The organism is Paenibacillus sp. JNUCC32, from assembly GCF_014863545.1.
GTDB classification, from domain to species: Bacteria; Bacillota; Bacilli; order Paenibacillales; family Paenibacillaceae; genus Paenibacillus_AQ; species Paenibacillus_AQ lautus_A.
The window spans coordinates 1,090,716-1,111,487 of record NZ_CP062260.1; the positions used below are offsets into that span (position 1 = coordinate 1,090,716).

Below are 20,772 nucleotides of genomic sequence, written 5' to 3' on the forward strand. Positions count from 1 at the left end.
CCCTAATTAAACAAGGAGGCTATCCATGATATCGGTAACGAGGTTAAATGGTTCGCAGTTGTGGCTTAACGCGCTGTTGATAGAAATGGTTGAGGAGACTCCTGACACCTACATTACTTTGATTAATGGAAAGCGAATGATTGTGCTTGAAAGTGCAAATGAAATCATCGCTTCCGTTAAGGCGTATCACCACGAGGTAGGCATTCATCAAGCCACCATTAAAGTGCAGCAATTGGAGGAACCTTCATGAAAAAGATGCTCCCCTGGTTAATTACGATCCTGTTATCGATTACGCTGATTGTCCTGGCCATCTTTCTGTTGTCGGACAAGCTGCTTGGCGATAACGGAAAAAGTCAGGCTTCGGCCAATGCCGCGGCTTTATCCAAGTTATCGGCCGACGAGATCGTAAAGATGACATCGGAAATAACCGGTATCAAGACGAATCTGGCAGATCCTGAATTTGTTGCCCAGATGGCCTTTGCTTTTCAGCTTAACGATAAAAAAGCAAAGGAAGAATTCGATAAAATCAAGGAAATCAAGATCAAACCAATTATTATCAAAACGCTGGCCGACACGAAACCCGAATTACTGAATGATTCCAAAGGGCGCGAACAGTTTATTGCCAAGCTGCAAAACCTGATCAATAAGTCGTTAACGTCCGGTCACTTGATTCAAATCGAAATGACAGAAGTAATGATCGTAGGTATCTAGACTGTTCGTCGGACGACCTGTAAGGGGGTGAGTAGATGGTTGATGTTTTATCGCAGAATGAGATCGATGCCTTATTGGCCGCTCTCTCTTCAGGGGAAATGGATGCTGAAGAACTGAAAAAAGAGGAAACGCAAAAGAAAATCCGTTCTTACGATTTTAAGAGGGCCCTCCGTTTTTCGAAGGATCATATTCGAAGCTTGACTCGGATCCACGAGAACTTTGCACGCTATTTGACGACCTACTTCTCGGCGCAGTTACGTACTTTTGTGCAAATCAACGTGGTGCAGGTTGAACAGCTTCCGTATGATGAATTTATTCGCTCCATACCAAAAATGACAGTTCTTAATATATTTGAAGCCGAACCGCTCGTAGGTCGGATGGTGCTTGAGGTCCATCCCAACATTGCCTACGCGATGCTGGACCGATTGCTTGGAGGCACGGGCATTGCTCCGTCTTCCATCAGCTCGATGACCGAAATCGAAACGATTATCATGGAGCGCATATTCAGCCGGGCGTTCGATAGCCTCCAGGAGGCATGGAAAACGGTGCTGGATATATCCCCGCGCCTCGAAGCATTGGAAACGAATCCGCAATTCATGCAGATCGTGTCTCCGAACGAAACCATTGCGCTAATTTCCCTTAGCACAAAAATCGGCGATACCACGGGCATGATTAACCTGTGCATACCGCATGTGGTGCTGGAGCCGATCATGTCCAAGCTGTCCGCGCATCAATGGTTCATCTCGGAGAAAAAAGCGAGCGTTCCGGAGGAAGTGGATGCTCTTAAACAGCGCGTAAGCAAAGCCAAGCTTCCGATCGTTGCCGAGCTGGGCGTTTCGCAGCTTACCGTGTCCGAGTTCTTAGGACTGAGCGTCGGCGACGTTATTTCGTTAAACAAGCCGATGCATGACGGACTATCCATCAAGGTCGGCGACAAATTAAAGTTTATTGGCAGTCCCGGAACGATAAAAGACCGGGTTGCTGTACAAATCGATGAAATTGTCATCTAAAGAAGCTGAAGAATTTGACGAGTAAAGATTATTTATCCCAGGAAGAAATCGACGCTTTGTTAAAACAGTCGGAAATGGCATCACCAGCATCAATTCCTTCGGCGGCGACTGTCGATGACGTATTAACACCTCTGGAGCAGGACGCGCTGGGTGAGATCGGTAACATAACCTTCGGCAGCGCTGCAACCGCCCTGTCCACCTTGCTGGGCAAAAAAGTGGATATCACGACCCCCAGAGTTTCGATCATTAAGCGAAGCGAGTTCGAGGAAGAATTTCCGAAGCCGCATGTTGCGGTACACGTTAAGTACGTGGACGGATTTGAAGGAATTAATTCGCTGGTCATTAAGACACGCGATGCGCAGGTCATTGCCGATCTCATGTTAGGCGGGGAAGGCAACCCGGTGGAAGAGGAACTCAATGAGATTCATATCAGTGCCGTTCAGGAAGCGATGAACCAGATGATGGGGTCTTCCGCAACAAGCATGTCGACGATTTTCAACCGGTTTGTCAATATATCGCCGCCGGGCATTGACATTCTCAACATGGCGAACGGGGAAGGGGTCAACAACCTGCCGCCGGATGAAACGCTGATTAAGATTTCTTTCCGATTAATTATCGGTGAACTTATTGATTCAACCATTATGCAGCTGCTGCCCGTTCATTTCTCCAAGGATATGGTTCACATGCTCATCAACGGGACAGAAGAACCGCAGCCTGCGAAGCAGGAAGCTGCTCCAGCGGTGGAAGCGCCGGCCAGTGCCCAGGAGTCGGCACAAGCACCGGTTAATCCGGCACAAACCCAAGACATGGGTCAAGGCTACGATTATGGACAAGGCTACGGTCAGCCTATGCCAGGACATGGCGGGCCCATCCCGCAGCAATCCATGCCATACGGTCAGCCGCAGATGCCTTACCAAGCACAGCCGCAACAGTATGGCGGCATGCCGAATCGCAATGTGAATGTACAGCCCGTGCAGTTCGCTAATCTGCAATCTGCACCGTACACCCAGGTGGATGAAAACAATCTGAACTTACTGATGGACATTCCCCTTAAAGTCACCGTAGAATTAGGGAGGACCCAAAAGCAAATTAAGGATATCCTGGAAATGTCGCAAGGTTCGATTATCGAGCTGGACAAGCTGGCCGGTGAGCCTGTTGACATCCTCGTCAATCATAAACTGATTGCCAAAGGCGAGGTCGTTGTCATCGATGAGAACTTTGGTGTGCGTGTGACGGATATCGTAAGCCAATGGGACCGGATTCAAAAATTACAATAGCACAAACATTTTAGGGAGGATTTTTATCAATGGCTAACCGAATTCTGATCGTGGACGATGCTGCATTTATGAGAATGATGATCCGTGACATATTGGTCAAGAACGGATTCGAGGTTGTGGGGGAAGCACAGGACGGTGCACAAGCAATCGAGAAATTTAAGGAACTTCGTCCAGATCTGATTACGATGGATATTACGATGCCGGAAATGGATGGTATCGCAGCGCTTAAAGAGATTAAAAAAGTAGATGCCAATGCCAAAGTAATTATGTGCTCTGCCATGGGTCAGCAAGCGATGGTTATTGACGCAATCCAAGCCGGAGCGAAAGACTTCATCGTTAAACCGTTCCAATCGGACAGAGTTATTGAAGCCATCAACAAGACGCTTGGCGTATAAGGATTCTTCTTATGATGATGGCAGCTTCTGACAGATTGGGCTCAAGTAGTACTACCGGGTATTATTTACAGTTGTTTTATGTCTTTATCGTACTTGCCATCATCATTGCGTTGATCGTGTTCCTGATTCGCTTTCTAGGCAAAAAGAATCAGAGCTGGATGCAGGGCCGCTCCATTCGTACTTTGGGTGCGGTTGGTATGGGCCCTAACAAATCCCTTCAGCTCGTCGAAATTGGGGGCAGCATCTATGTGATCGGAGTTGGCGAAGACGTCCGGTTGGTGGACAAAATTTCTGATCCGGCTGAAGTTGCGCTTATCCAAGCTGCATTTGAACAGGATTCTGGAATACATAATGGGGCACTGCCGCCTTTTATAACGAAATTGGCGGCAAAACTCCGTAAAGACAAACCACCGGAAGAAATGGAGTTGGACGATACATCTTCTTTCCATGAAGTGTTCGAATCCAAGCTGCGCAGCGTACCGAACCGGAAAGAAAAGGTCGAAGAATTGCTGCGGGAGGATCATAAGGATTCATGAATAAAAAGATCTCGTACGCTATCACGATTTTCATCATGTTTGGATTATTGTTTTCCCATACGGCATTCGCGGATCCGATTCCGAACATTGATATTCAAATCGGTAATGAGGGAGATGCACCGGGGACAAGCTCCTTGTCCTTGATACTCCTGATCACCATTCTTAGTATTGCACCGGCGATTCTGGTGCTGATGACAAGTTTTACAAGGATTGTTATCGTGCTCGGCTTTGTCCGTACTTCGCTCGGAACACAGCAAACACCGCCAAACCAAGTGTTGATCGGCCTGGCGCTGTTCCTTACCTTGTTCGTTATGGCTCCCACGTTATCCTCGATGAACGAGGTCGCGCTGCAGCCCTACCTCAAAGGAGAGATCACTCAAGCGGAAGCACTGGATAAGGCTCAAGACCCGATGAAGAAGTTCATGTTCGCGCACACAAGGGAAAAGGACCTGCTGCTGTTCATGAATTACACCGGCGCGGAGAAACCCGAATCCTACGAGGACATTCCATTAACGGTTTTAGTTCCGGCATTTGCCATTAGCGAGCTGAAGACGGGTTTCCAAATGGGCTTTATGATCTTCATCCCGTTTCTGGTCATCGATATCGTGGTTGCCAGCGTGCTGATGGCAATGGGGATGATGATGCTGCCGCCGGTCATGATCTCGCTGCCATTCAAGATTCTGCTCTTTGTTTTGGTGGACGGCTGGTATCTGGTAGTGAAATCCATGCTGATGAGCTTTAACCCGTAGCAATAAGCGGCAAGCAATTCGAATACAGGGGGACTAAGCCGTGAGCGCTGAATTTATTATCGGTCTGGCAGGACAAGCGGTCTATATTGTGCTCCAGGTGAGCGCGCCGATGCTGGTTCTCGCACTGGTTGTGGGACTAATCATCAGTATTTTTCAAGCGACAACACAAATCCAGGAACAGACGCTGGCTTTCGTACCAAAAATCATCATCGTTCTTGTAGCGTTACTGCTGTTTGGTCCTTGGATATTAACGACGTTAGTGGATTTTACGCACGGTATTTTGGACAATCTCTACAAATATATCGGATAGGCTGAGTGTCCATGGAATGGTTGCAGCAAAGTTTACCAGTTTTCATGCTTATTTTTTGTCGAATAACATCTTTTTTTGTAATATCGCCAGTGTTTGCTTCGCGCGGCATACCTTCTTCTTACAAAATAGCCCTGTCGGCCATTATCGCCCTGATCGTCTATCTATCGTTCGGGCTCGGGGAAGTGGTTCCGCAAGATCTGTCTTACGCCATCTTAATCGTCCAGGAAGTGCTGGTGGGACTGCTTCTAGGTTTCACTGCTTATCTCATCATGGCTGTCGTCCAAACCGCCGGGGCATTAATTGATATTCAGATCGGTTTCAGCATGGCGAATGTCATCGACCCGTTTACGGGGACGTCCACCCCATTAATCGGGAACTTCAAGTATTATCTCGCTCTGCTGGTGTTCCTGAGCATGAATGGTCACCATTATTTGTTTGATGCGATTATGTACAGTTATGATTGGATCCCGATCACGGGTGACGTGTTTGGGAAGATACATGAGGGTAACGTAACGGATTTTCTCGTTCGGACCTTCTCGCACTCGTTTGTATTGGCAATTCAAATGGCGGCTCCGCTGGTGGCAGCCCTGTTCCTGACCGATGTCGGGCTTGGCTTTCTGGCAAGGACGGCTCCGCAGTTCAACGTGTTTGTCATCGGGATTATTATCAAAATCATCGTTGGGCTCGTGCTGCTGATGCTGCTCATGCCGATGCTGGTGTCCCTGTTTGATCATCTGTTTGCCAAAATGTTTGAAGCGCTCCGCGAGCTGCTCGGCGTTCTTGGCGACGAGCCGACTTAAGGAAGATGGAGGTGAAGCGGATGTCATACCGGTATCCGGTCGACTTACAGCTGTTCGCTGGCGAAAAGACGGAGAAAGCCACACCGAAGAAGCGCCAGGATACGCGTAAGAAGGGCCAAGTTGCCAAGAGCATGGAGGTATCGGGTGCATCGGTTTTGCTGGCGGCTTTCTTCTGCCTGTTAATCTTTGGCGGTTATATGAGGGACCGCACCGTTCGACTATTCACCGATATATACATTAATCGGCTCTCCATGAATGTAACGAAAGATAATGTGATGCAGCTGTTCGGGGAATATGGCGTTCAAATCTTGCTTCTGCTCGCGCCTTTGTTCATTTCGATTTTCGTTATAGCGCTGGTCGCTAATTATTTGCAGGTCGGGTTTATGTTAACCGGCGAGACGCTGAAAATGAAGTTCAGCAAAATCGACCCCATCAAGGGGTTCAAAAATATATTCTCGATGCGTTCATTGGTCGAGTTTTTGAAATCGGTCATCAAGTTGACCATTATCGGTTACCTCGTGTACAGCACCTTGTGGGCTGCCAGGGAGGATTTATCCTCCTTATCGACGATGGGACCCGATACCATCTTTCATTTCGTGGCCGATATCACCATGTCGCTCGGTTTTAAGATTGCCATCGGGCTGATCATTCTGGCCGTTCTGGATTACATGTATCAGAAATACGATTACGAGAAAAACATTCGGATGTCCAAGCAGGACATCAAAGACGAGTACAAAAAAATGGAAGGCGATCCGCTGATCAAAGGAAAGATCAGGGAGCGCCAGCGTCGGATGGCACTTCAGCGGATGATGCAGGAAGTTCCGAATGCCGACGTCATCATCACGAACCCGACCCACTTTGCAGTGGCGATCAAATATGACGGGTCCACGATGGAAGCTCCGCAAATCATTGCAAAAGGTCAAGATTTCATGGCCTTGCGGATTAAGGAAATCGCGAAGGAACACGGAATTATAACGATGGAAAACAAGCCGCTGGCACGCGCTTTGTACCAACGGTCGGAAATCGGGGATTCGATTCCGGGAGACCTGTTCCAGGCCGTAGCGGAAGTGCTGGCCTATGTATATAAACTAAAAGGTAAAGCGAAATAACTAGGGACCGGAGGCGTCTGTGCAGTGAAAATAAAAGATCTATCTGTCCTTGCGGGTGTCATTGGCATCGTACTCATGATGATTCTTCCGATCCCGATATGGCTGCTCGATGTACTTCTGATTATCAACATCTCGCTGGCGCTCATCATTTTGCTGGTGGCCATGAATACGAAGGAAGCGCTCGATTTCTCCATTTTTCCTTCCTTATTGCTCATCACGACACTCTTTCGAGTAGCGCTTAACATATCGACAACGAAGCTGATCCTGTCGGAAGCTAACGCAGGCGAAGTTGTTGCCACGTTCGGCAAATGGATTGCCAACGGCGAAATTGCGGTTGGCTTCATCGTCTTCTTGATCCTCGTCGTCGTACAGTTCATCGTCATTACCAAAGGGTCGGAACGGGTAGCCGAGGTTGCGGCAAGATTTACCCTCGACGCGATGCCGGGTAAGCAGATGAGCATCGATGCGGATCTGAACGCGGGTCTGATCAATGAGCAGCAAGCCAGGGAGCGCCGCAGCAAGATCGAGCGCGAAGCCGACTTTTACGGCGCCATGGATGGTGCGAGTAAATTCGTCAAGGGTGATGCCATCGCCACGATCGTCATCATGCTCATCAACCTGATCGGCGGATTTATTATCGGGATCTCGATTCACGGCATGTCGTTCGGAGACGCGATGAGCACCTACTCGATCCTGACGATCGGGGACGGATTGGTCAGCCAGATTCCGGCTCTCCTGATTTCCACGGCCGCGGGCCTGATTGTTACGCGTGCTTCATCCGAAGGAAATCTGGCTGAGGATCTGACGGGGCAGCTCTTCTCATATCCCCATCTGTTGTACATCGTTGCAGGAACCGTCCTGCTGCTGGGAATCTTCACACCGATTCATCTGATCACGACCGCGCCGATTGCACTCATACTATTTATCGCGGCACGGACGATGCAGAACAATTTGGATCGCAAGCAGGTGGAAGTGGAGCAGCTGGAAGAGGAACAGCAGATCGAAGAGGTGCGAAGCCCGGAAAGCGTGATCAACCTCTTGCAGGTCGATCCTATCGAATTCGAATTCGGATATGGGTTGATTCCGCTGGCAGACGCTCAGCAGGGCGGGGACTTATTGGACCGTATCATTATGATCCGGAGACAATGCGCGCTTGAACTGGGACTCGTCGTGCCGGTCATCCGAATTCGCGACAATATTCAACTAAAACCGAACGAATATGTCATAAAAATAAAAGGGAATGCTGTCGGCGGCGGTGAATTATTATTAAATCACTATCTCGCCATGAGCCCGGGATACGAGGACGATTCCGTAACAGGGATCGAAACGACGGAACCGGCGTTCGGGCTTCCTGCACTGTGGATTGACGAAGCCATGAAGGAACGGGCGGATCTGGCCGGTTATACCGTTGTGGATCCACCGTCCGTCGTTGCTACCCATCTGACGGAACTCATTAAGAGACATGCCCATGAGCTGATCGGACGCCAGGAAACCAAGGCATTGGTCGACAATATTCGAGAAAGCTATCCGGTCCTTGTGGACGAGCTCATTCCTTCCGTGCTGACCATCGGGGAAGTGCAAAAGGTATTGGCCAAGCTCCTTCGCGAGAAGATCTCCATCCGCGATATGGTTACGATTCTCGAGACCCTTGCCGACTACGGGCATTATTCGAAGGACCCTGATGTCCTTACCGAATATGTAAGGCAAGCCCTCTCACGGCAGATTACACAGCAATACGCTCAAGAAGGAGAGGCGATGCGGGTCATCACGGTCGGACCGCAGCTGGAGAAGAAGATCGCCGAGAGCGTTCAGCAGAGCGACCAAGGAAGCTATCTCGCGATGGATCCGGCATCCACGCAGAGCGTGTTTCAAAAGCTCAGTGAGCAGGTCAATCGTATTATTCAGATGGGACAGCAGCCCGTGCTTCTGACCTCGCCGGCCATAAGAATGTATTTGCGGCAGGTCATAGAACGAAGCATGCAGGATATCCCGGTGTTGTCCTATAGCGAGCTGGAGCCTAACGTCGAAATTCAAAGTGTCGGAGTGGTGAACTTATGAGAGTGAAAAGGTATATCGTCGACACGATGCCTGAGGCGATGCAGCATATTCGTACGGATTTGGGTGCGGATGCCGTCATACTGAGCACGAAGGAAACCAAGGTAGGCGGGTTCCTCGGGATGTTCACCCGCAAGAAAATAGAGGTGATCGCGGCGGTAGAGCAGGCGGAAAAGCCCAAGGGCTCTGCGCCGGTCAAGCCCAAAGTTACGCCTTCTGTTCCATCAGGGGCGGTACCCAAAGCCTACCAGCGAACGGCTGAAATTTCAAAGCAAGGCCCTAAAACCTCCCCGCTTCCAGTGAATAACGCGGATGCCGCAGCGGATGCGCGGCAAGAGGCCGACTATAGCCGCTTTGCCGAGTTGCTTAGCCAGGTGGCAGCTTCCGAGGAGGTTGTGGACAGGCAAAAGGACGGGGTCAGCCAGACGCAGCAGCCTGCAGAGGCTGATCCGGCAGCGGAACGCAGCGATTCAACGGAAGCCGCTGCTTCTCTTGAAGCAAAGAAACCATCCCGCGGGGGACAGGAGGAGTCGTTAAGTTCACGACTGGGAATCAGCGAATCCGAACAGAGAGTCCTTGAAGAGCTTAAGGAAATGAAGGAATGGATCGCGCGATTATCCAGGCAGAATCTGGAGGCGCAGCATCTTCCCGAGCCGTTGCATGTTATCCGGGATCAGCTCCTGAAGCAGGATTTATCGGCCAAGCTGGCGGAAGAGTGGCTCGCGGCCGCGGAAGATGCCTGGAAAGCCAGCCAAATGCAGATGAGCGAGACCGAGCTTCTGAACGTGATTTACAAGCAGGCCGAGGCGTTCCTTGAGGGGCGTATCGGCGACGGCGTTCAGCCCGGGACGCGGATCGTATATGTCGCTGGCCCAACGGGGGTCGGCAAAACAACCACGATTGCGAAGATCGCTGCAGAGCAGCTGTTCCGCAATCAACGCAAGGTAGGCTTCATTACGTCCGATACGTATCGGATATCCGCCGTTGAACAGCTTCGCACTTATGCTTCCATTCTCAATGTGCCGATGGAAGTCGTGCAGTCGCCCGGCGACATGCAGCGAGCCCTTCAGAAGCTCCAGGACTGCGATTTGGTATTAATGGATACGGCCGGCCGGAACTATCGGAATGAGCTGCTCGTTTCCGAGCTTCAAAGCCTGTTCTCCCATTCCGATCAAAGCGAAACTTATCTTGTCCTCAGCCTCACATCCAAGAGCAGCGATATGATCGAAATCGCGGATCATTTCAGCAAATACGAGCTGGATAAGGTTATTTTCACGAAGATGGATGAAACCGGAAGCTACGGCGCCTTGTTTAATCTGATCGATGCCCACAACCTTCGCCTGTCTTATATGACCAATGGTCAAAATGTGCCCGATGATCTGTTGATGGCCGACCCTGAACGGTTATGCCGTCTGCTGCTGGGAGAGAGTCGTACATGACGGATCAAGCTCACTCGCTTCGCCAGTTGGTTTCGGCCCAGCAGCCCGGGGAGAGCGCCAAGGCGACCTCCGCAAGAACCGCCAAGATCATAACGGTCAGCAGCGGCAAGGGCGGGGTTGGGAAATCCAATTTCACGTTGAATTTTGCATTGACTTTGCAATCGATGGGAAAAAGGGTTCTGGTCTTTGATGCCGATATCGGCATGGCAAACATTGACGTTCTGATGGGTGTAAGCTCTCGGTACAGCCTGTATCATCTCATTCGCCGGGAGAAGAGCATAGAAGAAGTGATTCAGCATGGGCCGGACAAGCTGCCTTACATTGCCGGAGGTTCGGGTTTGGCGGACATGATGTCCCTGTCCGAGGAAGAGATGGATTATTTCATATCCCAGATCGAGCGCATTGCTTCCGGGATGGACTACATTATCTTCGATACAGGGGCCGGGCTATCCAAGGAAAACATGAAGTTTATTACGTCCGCTGATCAATGCCTTGTCGTTACGACGCCGGAGCCGACGTCCATCACGGATGCCTATGCGTTAATCAAGGTGGTCCACGGCACGGAAAGCAAGGTTCCGTTCAGCCTGATCGTCAACCGTGCAGGGGACGAGGAAGAGGCTCGTGAGGCGGCGGGCAAAATTATTTTGACGGCCCAGCGTTTTCTGGACATCGACATCAAGCTGCTCGGCTCGATTGCCGATGATACGCATGTAGTCCAGTCCGTCAAGCGGCAGGTTCCGTTTACGGCAGCCTATCCACGGTGCAACGCTTCCAGCGATATCAGACGGATCGCTCTTCGTTACTTGGCCGTTCCTGCTGCCGCGGAGCCGGAAACCCCGAAGGGAATCAAAGGATTTATGCATCGATGGCTTAAACGTACGAAATGATTCTTCGGTTGGATTAATGGAAATAGGAGTGGACATCTATGAAGCCTTTTCGTGTGCTCGTCGTGGACGATTCCGCATTTATGAGGAAAATCTTTTCCGATTTCATCGAGCGCGACAAGTCTTTCCAGGTTGTCGGGACAGCCGAGAACGGGCTTGACGCTGTTGAGAAAGTAAAGGAACTGAATCCTGACGTCATTACGCTTGATGTAGAAATGCCGGAAATGAACGGGCTGGATGCTTTGAAACTCATTATGGATGCGGGACCCCGTCCGGTTATCATGTTATCCGGCCTTAATGAACAAGGCATGAGGGAGACCATTCTTGCCCTCGAGGCAGGAGCGTTTGATTTTATACGAAAGCCTTCCATATCGAATGCGCTTGATATTGAGCAGGTGCGTTCCGAATTGATGAAGCAGCTGAATGCGGCGATGCAGGCTAAACAGCGGAGGGCCTTGTGGGAAGAAGAAGAGCAGAAACGGCGGAGTGCGGACATCACGCTTCCTCTTTCGCCAAAGCCTTCTGAGACGACGCCGAAAAAGAAGCCGCAGGTGAAAGAAACGAGACCGGCGGCCAAAGGAACGGATCAGCGCGGCAAGCCGGCTGAACCGCTTCGCATGCCGGTTTCCCGCTCGGCCGGGGAGAAGGCGGCTCTCCCGGATGTACCGGAGCTTTCCGGTTTCAAGCGAAAACGGGTTGAACGCAAAAATGAAGCGGAGTCGGCCCCAGCCGTGCTTCCCAAGAACGAGAGCCGCCCGCCGAGAGAGGCAAATGCCCAGCCGTCAACTGACCTGAAAGATTTGGTGGCGGTCGGCTGTTCAACGGGTGGCCCAAGAGCATTAAAAGCTTTTCTCGAGAAAATTCCCGGCGACTTCCATGCCCCGATCGTCATCGTCCAGCATATGCCGCCGAATTTCACCAAATCGCTTGCCCAGCGCCTGAATTCATTCAGTCAGCTGGAGGTCATGGAAGCAGAACACGGCATGGTATTAGAGCCGGGCAAGGCATACATTGCTCCGGGCGGCAGCCACATGAGGGTTCATCGCTCGGAAGGCGGTGCATACCAAATCAGGATAAGCCAGGATGAGACTCGCAACGGCCATCGCCCGTCGGTGGATGTGCTGTTCGAATCCCTGCTGCCGTTGACCTCGGTCACGCGGCACGCCATTCTGATGACCGGCATGGGGAGCGATGGAGCGAGAATGATGAAGGAGCTTTACGATGCCGGCGTGACATCCACCTTTGCCGAGAGCGAGCAAACCTGCGTCGTATACGGGATGCCGAGATCTGCCGTCGAGCTGGGATGCGTAAGCCACGTTTTGCCGCTTCATGAAATTGCACCGAGGATGGTTCAAGCTGTAAATAACGGAAAGTGAACTTGAAGAGGAGGTGTCTCTCAATGGACATGAATCAATATTTGACAATGTTTATTGATGAGTCAAATGATCATCTGCAATCATTAAATGAAAACATGCTTCAATTAGAAAGCAACCCGGACGATATCGGGATCGTACAGATTATTTTCCGATCGGCTCATACGTTGAAAGGCATGGCGGCAACGATGGGATTTGAGGATCTGGCTTCTCTTACCCACCAGATGGAAAACGTGCTGGATCTTGTCCGGAACGAAAAGCTTAAGATGCAGGATTTTATCTTTGACACGCTCTTCAAAAGCTTGGACGCTCTTGAATCGATGGTGCAGGATATTACCGAAGGCGGCGACGGGAAGGCGGACGTGTCCGCTATTGTAGCTTCCTTGCAGTCCATTGTGCGCGGAGAAGGCGCCTCGGCTAACGGGGGATCTGTCGAAGGGAATAACGCCGCTGTGGCCGTTCAGGGAATCGAATTGGATGAGTTTCAATTTTCCGTGCTGGATCAATCGATTTCAGAAGGTCATAAGGTTCTATATATCCAAGTGACATTGCGAGAGGATTGCCAACTCAAGGCGGTTCGGGCCTACATGGTATTCGAAGCGCTGGAGAGATCCGGTGAAATCGTCAAGACCTATCCGGACGTTCAAGAGATTGAACAAGGTGAATTCGATCGCGTATTTTCGTTGTATTACATAACGCAAAGAGAAACGCAAGATATTGAAAGCCAGATTCTGGGCGTTTCAGAGATTGAAGCTGCGACAGTGGTGGCGCTCGATCATGAATCCTTGCAGCAAATGGTTCAGGAGAGCGCGGCTACAGCCGAAGCGGTAAAGCCCGAAGCTCCTTCTGTAGCTCCGGCGGCCGGGGTTTCAACGGAAGCCAAAAGCGCTCCGGCGCCTGCCAAAGAATCCAAGGCACCTGCGCGTAATGCGGGGGGAGGCAATCCTTCCAGAACGATCCGGGTCGATATCGAACGGCTGGATGTATTGATGAATCTGTTCAGCGAGCTTCTGATTGACCGGGTGCGCCTGGAGCAGCTGGCCAGCGAGTCCAGGAACCAGGAGCTGACGGACACGGTTGAGCATATGAGCCGCGTAAGCAGCGATTTGCAGAATATCGTCCTGAAGCTGCGCATGGTGCCAGTGGATACGGTATTCAACCGTTTTCCTAGGATGGTGCGGGACCTTGCCAAAACATTGGACAAGAAGATCGACTTGATTATTACCGGGGCCGACACGGAGCTGGACCGCACGGTGATCGACGAGATCGGCGACCCTCTGGTCCACTTGCTGCGGAACTCGGCTGACCATGGCGTCGAACCTGTTGCCGACCGCATAGCAGCCGGTAAACCGGAGACCGGTACCGTGCACCTGCGCGCGTTCCATAGCGGCAACAATGTGTTCATCGAGATTGAAGACGACGGGCGCGGCATCTACCGCGATAAAATTTTGAAGAATGCGCTGGCCAAAGGCGTCGTCACGGAGACCGAGGCAGCGTCCATGACCGATGACGAGGTGAATCAGCTGCTGTTCGCTCCCGGATTCAGCACGGCCGAGAAAATTTCGGATGTATCCGGCCGCGGCGTAGGGCTCGACGTCGTTAAATCGAAGATTGTTGCCTTGGGCGGTAACGTCACGATCTACTCCACCCCGGGAAAAGGCACTAATTTTTCGGTTCAGCTTCCATTAACGCTGTCCATCATTGCAGCCATGCTGATCCGGATGGGATCGGAGAAATATGCGATTCCGTTGTCTTCCATCGTTGAAACGGGCATCATCAAGCGCGGGCAAATCAAACATGTGCACGGAAGCCGCATGATTCAGTTCCGGGAGTCGATGATACCGGTGATCTCGCTTAGCCGTTTGTTTGAAGTTCCGGATTTTGATGAGGAGCGGGAAGAGGAAACGGAGATTGTTGTGATCCGCAAAGGGGATCGTTTGGCTGCGCTCACCATCGATGATTTTATCGGACAGAGTGAAATCGTCATTAAAAACCTGGGCAAATATTTGCCTGCCATACAAGGGGTATCCGGCGCGACCATTCTTGGAGATGGACAAGTGGCTCTTATTATCGACGCAAATGCATTTATCAAATAATGGGTTGCTATCAAGCACGGCAGGCCACACATTCTGAAGGAGGACTTATTCATGGGAGAAGAAATCAAGGTTATCGTCTTTAGACTTGGCGAGGAAGAATACGGCATCGAGGTGGACAAGGTTCAAACCATCGAAAGAATGATGCCCATTACGCGCGTTCCCAAAACCTTTGCTTTCGTAAAAGGGGTTATCAACCTACGAGGCGTCGTCATCCCAGTGATCAATCTGCGCGGCCGATTCGGTCTGGAAGAGGTTGAAGCAACCGATCAGACACGGGTTATTATCGTAGCGGTCAATGATATGCAGGTTGGCTTTATCGTGGATTCGGCAAGTGATGTCATCGATCTGAATACGGACAGCATTGACTCTCCACCTGAGGTTGTCGGCGGAATTAAAGCGAAATACCTTCGCGGTGTCGCGAAGGTAGGAGAGGAGCGCCTTCTCGTCATGCTGAATTTGTCCGAAGTGTTGAACAAGAGTGAGATCATTCAGCTGGAAGGCCTTGAGGAGTAGACAGTGGAGCTGTTTAAGCATGGCAAAGAAATCAAAATGGATGTTTTGAAGGAAGTGGGAAACATCGGAGCGGGCAATGCGGCAACCGCCCTCTCCCGTTTGCTTAACAAGCCTATTGATATGGCGGTTCCTAAGGTTCAACTCCTGCCGTTCGAACAGATTGCCGAAAGCGTCGGGGGGAGCGAACAGCTCGTACTTGCCGTATTTTTACGGGTTGAAGGAAGCGCTCCGGGGAATCTCTTCTTTATTATGAGTCCGGAAGCGGGGAAGAACCTTCTGCTGAATCTGGCGGGCATTGAAGTATCGGAGGAGGAGCCATTCTCCGAGATGGAGCAGTCCGCCTTATGCGAGATCGGAAATATTTTGTCAGGCTCGTACTTATCGTCGCTCGCTGACTTCACCAATCTGTCCATGACACCCACGGTGCCGGCATTGGCAATGGATATGGCAGGTGCCATCCTGAGTTATGGATTGCTGCAATTCGGAGAAATGGGAGACGATGCCCTCTTAATCAACACGACGTTCCTGGAAGGGCAAAACGAGGTGGAAGGCCAATTCTTCCTCATACCTGATCCACAATCATTTGCTCAAATATTCGAAGCTTTGGGAGTGCCTTTAGAGCATGATTGAAGAACAAGCAATAGTGAAAGTAGCCATGGCGGATCTGAACGTCGCAGGTCCAAACGGTATATTGCGTACAACGGGACTCGGCTCATGCGTAGGACTGACGTTATATGATCCGGTCACGAAGATTGGCGGCATGGCGCATGTCATGCTGCCATCCTCGGCGATTGCCAGGGAGGGGCAGCTGAATCTGGCCAAATACGCCGATACGGCTCTTCCGATCCTGCTGAACAAGATGAGGAATTTGGGGGCGTCTCCGGCGCGGATGGTAGCCAAAATGGCCGGAGGGGCTCAGATGTTTGCTTTTGCGGGTTCGGGCGATACGATGCGCATCGGTCCCCGGAATGTGGAGTCATGCAAAGCGGGACTCGAGCAGATGGGAATCACGCTGATAGCCGAGGACACCGGAGGAAATTACGGGAGAACCGTTGAGTTGGACTGCGCAACGGGTAAGTTTACAATACGAAGCGTACAAAAGGGCATAAAGGAATTGTAGCGATGATGGGAAAACTCCGTTTTTATCTGATTACCGGAATTGCCGGGTTTGTGTTCACATTTATTTTCTCCATACGTAACAATTTGTGGATGACTAGCATGTATCGGGCGCTGATTGCATGCGCGATCTGGTTTCTTCTGGCGTTCCTGCTGAATTGGATGTTTGCTGCCATTACGGGGCCGCGAGCAGCCGAAAAAGGGGACGCAGGCTCGCAGCGGGAGCAGGACCGAGGAACCGTTCTTGACTTATCCACGCCTGATGAGGATCGGGAATTGATGGATTTGATCCATGCCGAATCCAGCAGCAAAGAGAATGGAGACTTTGTACCGCTGAATCCTCCTAAGCTGGTTTCAACGAAAGATCCTGAAGAACTGGCCAAGGCCGTTCGTCACCTTACGGAAAAATAAGGAGGGTGAAGGCAATTGGACGAACGTAAAACTTCCGTCCTTAACCATGCGGATTTATGGAGCGCATGGAAGGAAGATGGAGACCATGAAGCGAAGAAGAAACTTATCGAATATCATTTGCACATCGTTGACTATGTTTCAAGCCGATTGGCCATCGGTCTTCCGAAGAACGTTTCTAAGGGAGATTTGGCCAGCAATGGGGTAATGGGTCTGATTGACGCCATCGAGAAGTTCGATTACAAACGAGGGCTGCAATTCGAAACCTATGCCTCTTGGCGGGTGCGGGGTGCTATTCTGGATTCGCTGCGCCAAGGGGATTGGGTACCGCGTTCTGTCCGTGAGAAGGCGAAGAAGATTGAAACTGCATATCAGCAGTTGGAACAGAAGTATTTACGCAGCGTCAGTGATTCCGAGATGAGCGATTACCTTGACGTGACCGAGAAGGAGTTCCGGCACATGCTGCAGGAAGTGGCGGTCATGACATTGACATCTTTGGAAGATCCGATCCGCGAGGAGGAGTCTGAGACCCGAATGTCGCTCCTGGTTGATGAGAAAGCGAAGAATCCGGATCACAAGGTCCATGAATTTTATCTGCGAGAAGCCCTGATGAAGGGTATCGGTAAATTAACCCCGAAAGAGCGGACCGTAGTTTCCTTATTATATTATGAGGATTTATCACTCAGCGAAATAGCTGAAGTGATGTCGCTATCACCTTCACGAATATCTCAGCTTCATTCCAAAGCGATTTTGAGACTTCGGGGCGCGCTCGATAAAGATCGGGATTTGCTGATGCAAAACGATTGACGCTTGCCATTTATGAAGGGGGTTCCTGGATTGTCTGTAGATTATGCATTGGATCAATACTTTAGCGTTTCGCTATCGGATGACAAGGTCGTCGCCTATATACAGTTCACCAAGTGGGAGAAGGATTTTTCTTGCTCCGTCGAGGCTCTTGAACAGTTTCTCAGAAGCCATCAGATTCGGTATGGCATTCAATATGATACCTTGCGGCGAATCGCGGACCATGGGGAGGAATATCAATATAGCAGAACGCCGATTGCCATGGGAACGGAACCGACGCACGGACAGAACGGTAAAATTCAGTTTACCGTCGATTTCGGGAATGAGACGAATCTGAAGCCGCTGGAGGACGAGGACGGCAAAGTGGACTTCAAAGAAGTGATTCGTTTAAATAATGTAAAGAAGGGCCAGCTGTTGGCTACCCGAATCCCGCCTACGAAGGGTGTGCCTGGAACTGCGGTCACCGGCGAAGAGATACCGAGCAAGCCGGGAAAGGAAGCACATTTCAAGGTGGGGAAGAACGTGGTGGTCAACGCCGAGAAAAGCGCCATGTACGCCGCGCTTGACGGACTGCTCACCAAAACCGAAAAAGGCAAAATCAATGTGTTCCCGGTATATGAGATTAACGGGGACGTGGATTACAGCATTGGCAATATCGATTTTGTCGGTACGGTGGTCATTCGCGGGAATGTGCTGACCGGGTTCAAAATCAAGGCGGCAGGGGACATTCGAGTCACGGGCTTTGTGGAAGGTGCCGAGCTGGAGGCTGAAGGATCCATTGATATATCAGGCGGGATCATCGGCTATAACAAGGGTTACGTAAAGGCGGGCCAGGACGTCAAAAGCTCGTTCATTCAGGATGGCAACGTCGTTGCGGGCGCCAGCGTATTCGTGTCGCAGAGCATCATGCATTCCAATATACGTGCTGTCCAGAATATCGAATGCAACGGGATGAAAGGGCTCGTAGTGGGCGGCATTCTGCAAGCCGGGGAAAAGGTCGTTGCGCGCACGATCGGAAACAGCATGTCGACGGCTACCGTCATTGAAGTGGGCGTTCTTCCCGAGCTGCGGAATGAACTGGCGGATCTAAGAGCCCAATTGAAGCTTTCATTAGAGAGCATGGACAAAACCGATAAAGCGCTTTATCTCTTGAACCAGTTGGCTTCCTCCGGACAATTGTCGCCGGACAAGCTGGCGCTGCGAATCAAGCTGAATGCGACCAAAAAATCCAACATGGCAGAGCAAGCCGACATCAAGGAACGCATGCTGGAAATCGAGAAGATGCTGGAGGATACCGGCAAAGCCAAAGTGAATGTGGTAAAGACGATCTACGGCGGCGCCAAAATCGTCATCGGGCGGTACACCCGATTTGTTAAGGATCCCACGCAGCGGGTCTCTTTTTACTATCATGAAGGAGATATCACCATGGTTCCGTTGTTGTAGGAATGAAAGACATTCACAATGCTTGTGGACATGATCCCTATACCATGAGGTGATTCCATTGAGTTTAAAATCGGTTGAGATGCAAATTGCGGTCCCGAGAACCAATGAAGCGGGCAAGGTTCATAACGAATTCCAGCAGCGGCCGCAGAACGAACAGATGCTGTTAGCAGGTGAACAAACCAAGAACAGCCGGGCCGAAGCCCAGCGAAGCACGGAAGTGAGCGAGACGGCCGAAACAGCCGTGCGGGATGACGGGAGCCGCCAGTCCTCAGGCCAGCAGCAAGGGCGGGGGTCTGCAGAAGCGGGCGAGACTTTGGAACAGCCGGCGGAGCACCCCTATAAAGGCAAAAATTTCGATGTTTCGCTCTAGATAATTTATAGGCACAAAGGAGTTAATGGATTTGAAACCGTGGATATATATCGTGCTGCTAGGCATTGCGGCCGTGCTGTATGCTTTCATGCTGCCGAAACGCCGGGAAGAGACCGTGTCCAGCGAGCGGGTTGTAAAGGAAGTCGAGAACACGCTTGAAGGATACATGGCGGAAATCCAGAACGAGAACGAGCAGCTGGTCGAGCTGGTTAGTCAAATGAAGAAAGAACTTGATGCCAAACAGCAAGCGCATCAGGAGCAGGTCAGCGATTTGCGGCAGCGCATGCTGGCCATGGAGCAGAAAATGACCGAATCGCAAACGCGTCTTCGAACGGCTGAAGAGAAGCTGGCGCAGGCAGCTGCGGCGGCTTCTTTGTCTGCAGGAGCGGCTGCAGCGTCATCGGAGGCGGATCATGCCCCTCCGGTCCATTCCATCAAATCCAGATACGCGGAACTGTTTGATTTATATGAACAAGGCAAATCTATCGATATGATAGCCAAGTCCATGGGACTTCAGCGAGGCGAAGTTCAACTCATTATTCAGTTGGCCAAACAGGAGGAATCCGTGTGATCAAGAACCGAATGTTTATGATGGGCCTCGGGAGCGGTCTTGTGATCGCCGCTGTGCTGCTGCAGCTGATGTGGATCGGCCAAGGCGCAACCGCTTCGGAGACAAAGGAGTTAACGAAGGAGCAGCTGGTGGCTGCAGCGGAGGCTTTGGATATGCAGGTCGTCGAAGGTACGGACGAGCTGATGACGGCGGAGCAGTGGGAAGAGAAGAAGCTGGGCGAGGGAGAAGGCGAGTCCGAAGGTGCCGAACCGGTCGATAAGCCTGAAGCGACGAAGCCTGAGGCGCCGGAGAAACCGGAGAGCCCGGAGAAACCAGAAGACGCGCAGAAGAAACAGGAAGCTTCCTCCCAGGTAACGAATCCGGCCAAACCGAAAACACCGGCTAAAGCCGAAGCTTCTATTCAAGTAAAGATTCCATCCGGAAACAATCTCAGCGATGTAGCAAACAGCCTTCTGAATGCCGGGGTCATTGACAACAAACAGTCATTCATCAAAAAAGCTACCGAGAATAAAATCAACACCAGAATCCTGAGCGGTACTTACTCGTTTACGATCGGCGAGAGCTACAATTCGATTATCACGAAGATCACGACAAAACCCTCCAACTAGCACTCCGGTTGAGAGTGGTTTTTTTCTTTAGCGTAACTCTTCAAGCCCCTGATTGGCTTGAGCTGGTCATGCACACAAAAGACATTGCAACCTGCCCATGGTTATGTTATAGTAATTGACGGTGTTAAAACACACGCCAGAGTGATTCCGTTGAGGGTGCTTCCTGGAATGGGAGTCTTAATGGAAAATGATCTT

23 protein-coding genes and 1 pseudogene are annotated in these 20,772 nt (G+C 51.0%); all 24 read left to right on the top strand.

Annotated features, from left to right (window positions below):
- Positions 1-25: 25 nt before the first annotated feature.
- The 24 genes and pseudogenes from JNUCC32_RS05000 (at position 26) to JNUCC32_RS05115 (ending at position 20,577) form a co-directional block, all read left to right on the top strand.
- Positions 26-250, top strand: coding sequence for a flagellar FlbD family protein (locus JNUCC32_RS05000; protein ID WP_009594749.1), 225 nt, complete (start codon positions 26-28; stop codon positions 248-250).
- Positions 247-711: a flagellar basal body-associated FliL family protein gene (locus JNUCC32_RS05005; protein WP_009594755.1), complete on the top strand. Its 465-nt coding sequence runs from the start codon at positions 247-249 to the stop codon at positions 709-711. Before JNUCC32_RS05000 ends, JNUCC32_RS05005 begins: the two co-directional genes overlap by 4 nt.
- Before the next feature lie 35 nt (positions 712-746).
- Positions 747-1,746, top strand: a pseudogene (gene fliM / locus JNUCC32_RS05010) (flagellar motor switch protein FliM).
- On the top strand, positions 1,736-2,998 hold the full coding sequence (gene fliY / locus JNUCC32_RS05015) for a flagellar motor switch phosphatase FliY (protein WP_192571276.1): 1,263 nt from the start codon (positions 1,736-1,738) through the stop codon (positions 2,996-2,998). Before fliM ends, fliY begins: the two are co-directional and overlap by 11 nt.
- Positions 2,999-3,027: 29 nt before the next feature.
- Positions 3,028-3,393: a response regulator gene (locus tag JNUCC32_RS05020; RefSeq protein WP_006211317.1), complete on the top strand. Its 366-nt coding sequence runs from the start codon at positions 3,028-3,030 to the stop codon at positions 3,391-3,393.
- An 11-nt stretch (positions 3,394-3,404) separates the two neighbouring features.
- Positions 3,405-3,929, top strand: a complete 525-nt coding sequence (locus JNUCC32_RS05025) for a flagellar biosynthetic protein FliO (RefSeq protein WP_192571277.1) — start codon at positions 3,405-3,407, stop codon at positions 3,927-3,929.
- The gene (gene fliP / locus JNUCC32_RS05030) at positions 3,926-4,678 is read left to right on the top strand and encodes a flagellar type III secretion system pore protein FliP (RefSeq protein ID WP_009594726.1); all 753 of its coding nucleotides are present in this window, start codon (positions 3,926-3,928) and stop codon (positions 4,676-4,678) included. Before JNUCC32_RS05025 ends, fliP begins: the two co-directional genes overlap by 4 nt.
- Before the next feature lie 40 nt (positions 4,679-4,718).
- A complete protein-coding gene (gene fliQ, locus JNUCC32_RS05035; RefSeq protein ID WP_009594725.1) occupies positions 4,719-4,988 on the top strand; it encodes a flagellar biosynthesis protein FliQ in 270 nt (89 codons plus the stop codon).
- An 11-nt stretch (positions 4,989-4,999) separates the two neighbouring features.
- A complete protein-coding gene (gene fliR, locus JNUCC32_RS05040) occupies positions 5,000-5,788 on the top strand; it encodes a flagellar biosynthetic protein FliR (RefSeq protein WP_015736320.1) in 789 nt (262 codons plus the stop codon).
- A 20-nt stretch (positions 5,789-5,808) separates the two neighbouring features.
- Positions 5,809-6,897 carry a flagellar biosynthesis protein FlhB gene (gene flhB, locus JNUCC32_RS05045; RefSeq protein WP_192571278.1) on the top strand — a complete coding sequence of 363 codons (1,089 nt, stop codon included), beginning with the start codon at positions 5,809-5,811 and terminating at the stop codon, positions 6,895-6,897.
- 24 nt (positions 6,898-6,921) lie between these two features.
- Positions 6,922-8,955: a flagellar biosynthesis protein FlhA gene (gene flhA, locus JNUCC32_RS05050; RefSeq protein ID WP_009594696.1), complete on the top strand. Its 2,034-nt coding sequence runs from the start codon at positions 6,922-6,924 to the stop codon at positions 8,953-8,955.
- A complete protein-coding gene (gene flhF / locus JNUCC32_RS05055) occupies positions 8,952-10,391 on the top strand; it encodes a flagellar biosynthesis GTPase FlhF (protein ID WP_192571279.1) in 1,440 nt (479 codons plus the stop codon). The genes flhA and flhF overlap by 4 nt, the downstream gene beginning before the upstream one ends.
- The gene (locus JNUCC32_RS05060; RefSeq protein WP_096774509.1) at positions 10,388-11,278 is read left to right on the top strand and encodes a MinD/ParA family protein; all 891 of its coding nucleotides are present in this window, start codon (positions 10,388-10,390) and stop codon (positions 11,276-11,278) included. The genes flhF and JNUCC32_RS05060 overlap by 4 nt, the downstream gene beginning before the upstream one ends.
- A 38-nt stretch (positions 11,279-11,316) precedes the next feature.
- Entirely contained in the window at positions 11,317-12,651 is a 1,335-nt protein-coding gene (locus JNUCC32_RS05065) for a protein-glutamate methylesterase/protein-glutamine glutaminase (protein WP_192571280.1), read from the top strand.
- A gap of 23 nt (positions 12,652-12,674) precedes the next feature.
- Entirely contained in the window at positions 12,675-14,744 is a 2,070-nt protein-coding gene (locus tag JNUCC32_RS05070; RefSeq protein ID WP_192571281.1) for a chemotaxis protein CheA, read from the top strand.
- Between the two features lie 51 nt (positions 14,745-14,795).
- Positions 14,796-15,257, top strand: coding sequence for a chemotaxis protein CheW (locus tag JNUCC32_RS05075; protein ID WP_009594767.1), 462 nt, complete (start codon positions 14,796-14,798; stop codon positions 15,255-15,257).
- Positions 15,258-15,293: 36 nt separating this feature from the next.
- Positions 15,294-15,887 (top strand): chemotaxis protein CheC, encoded by a 594-nt coding sequence (locus tag JNUCC32_RS05080; RefSeq protein ID WP_285857496.1) that lies wholly within the window; start codon positions 15,294-15,296, stop codon positions 15,885-15,887.
- Entirely contained in the window at positions 15,880-16,377 is a 498-nt protein-coding gene (locus tag JNUCC32_RS05085; protein WP_015736313.1) for a chemotaxis protein CheD, read from the top strand. Before JNUCC32_RS05080 ends, JNUCC32_RS05085 begins: the two co-directional genes overlap by 8 nt.
- A 2-nt stretch (positions 16,378-16,379) precedes the next feature.
- The gene (locus tag JNUCC32_RS05090; RefSeq protein ID WP_009594747.1) at positions 16,380-16,784 is read left to right on the top strand and encodes a hypothetical protein; all 405 of its coding nucleotides are present in this window, start codon (positions 16,380-16,382) and stop codon (positions 16,782-16,784) included.
- Positions 16,785-16,799: 15 nt separating this feature from the next.
- Entirely contained in the window at positions 16,800-17,588 is a 789-nt protein-coding gene (locus JNUCC32_RS05095; protein WP_009594718.1) for a FliA/WhiG family RNA polymerase sigma factor, read from the top strand.
- Between the two features lie 30 nt (positions 17,589-17,618).
- On the top strand, positions 17,619-19,028 hold the full coding sequence (locus JNUCC32_RS05100; RefSeq protein ID WP_096774505.1) for a flagellar assembly protein A: 1,410 nt from the start codon (positions 17,619-17,621) through the stop codon (positions 19,026-19,028).
- Positions 19,029-19,086: 58 nt separating this feature from the next.
- A complete protein-coding gene (locus tag JNUCC32_RS05105) occupies positions 19,087-19,398 on the top strand; it encodes a hypothetical protein (RefSeq protein ID WP_015736311.1) in 312 nt (103 codons plus the stop codon).
- A 25-nt stretch (positions 19,399-19,423) separates the two neighbouring features.
- Positions 19,424-19,969, top strand: a complete 546-nt coding sequence (locus JNUCC32_RS05110; protein WP_192571282.1) for a DUF6115 domain-containing protein — start codon at positions 19,424-19,426, stop codon at positions 19,967-19,969.
- Entirely contained in the window at positions 19,966-20,577 is a 612-nt protein-coding gene (locus JNUCC32_RS05115) for an endolytic transglycosylase MltG (protein WP_192571283.1), read from the top strand. Before JNUCC32_RS05110 ends, JNUCC32_RS05115 begins: the two co-directional genes overlap by 4 nt.
- Positions 20,578-20,772 lie beyond the last annotated feature (195 nt).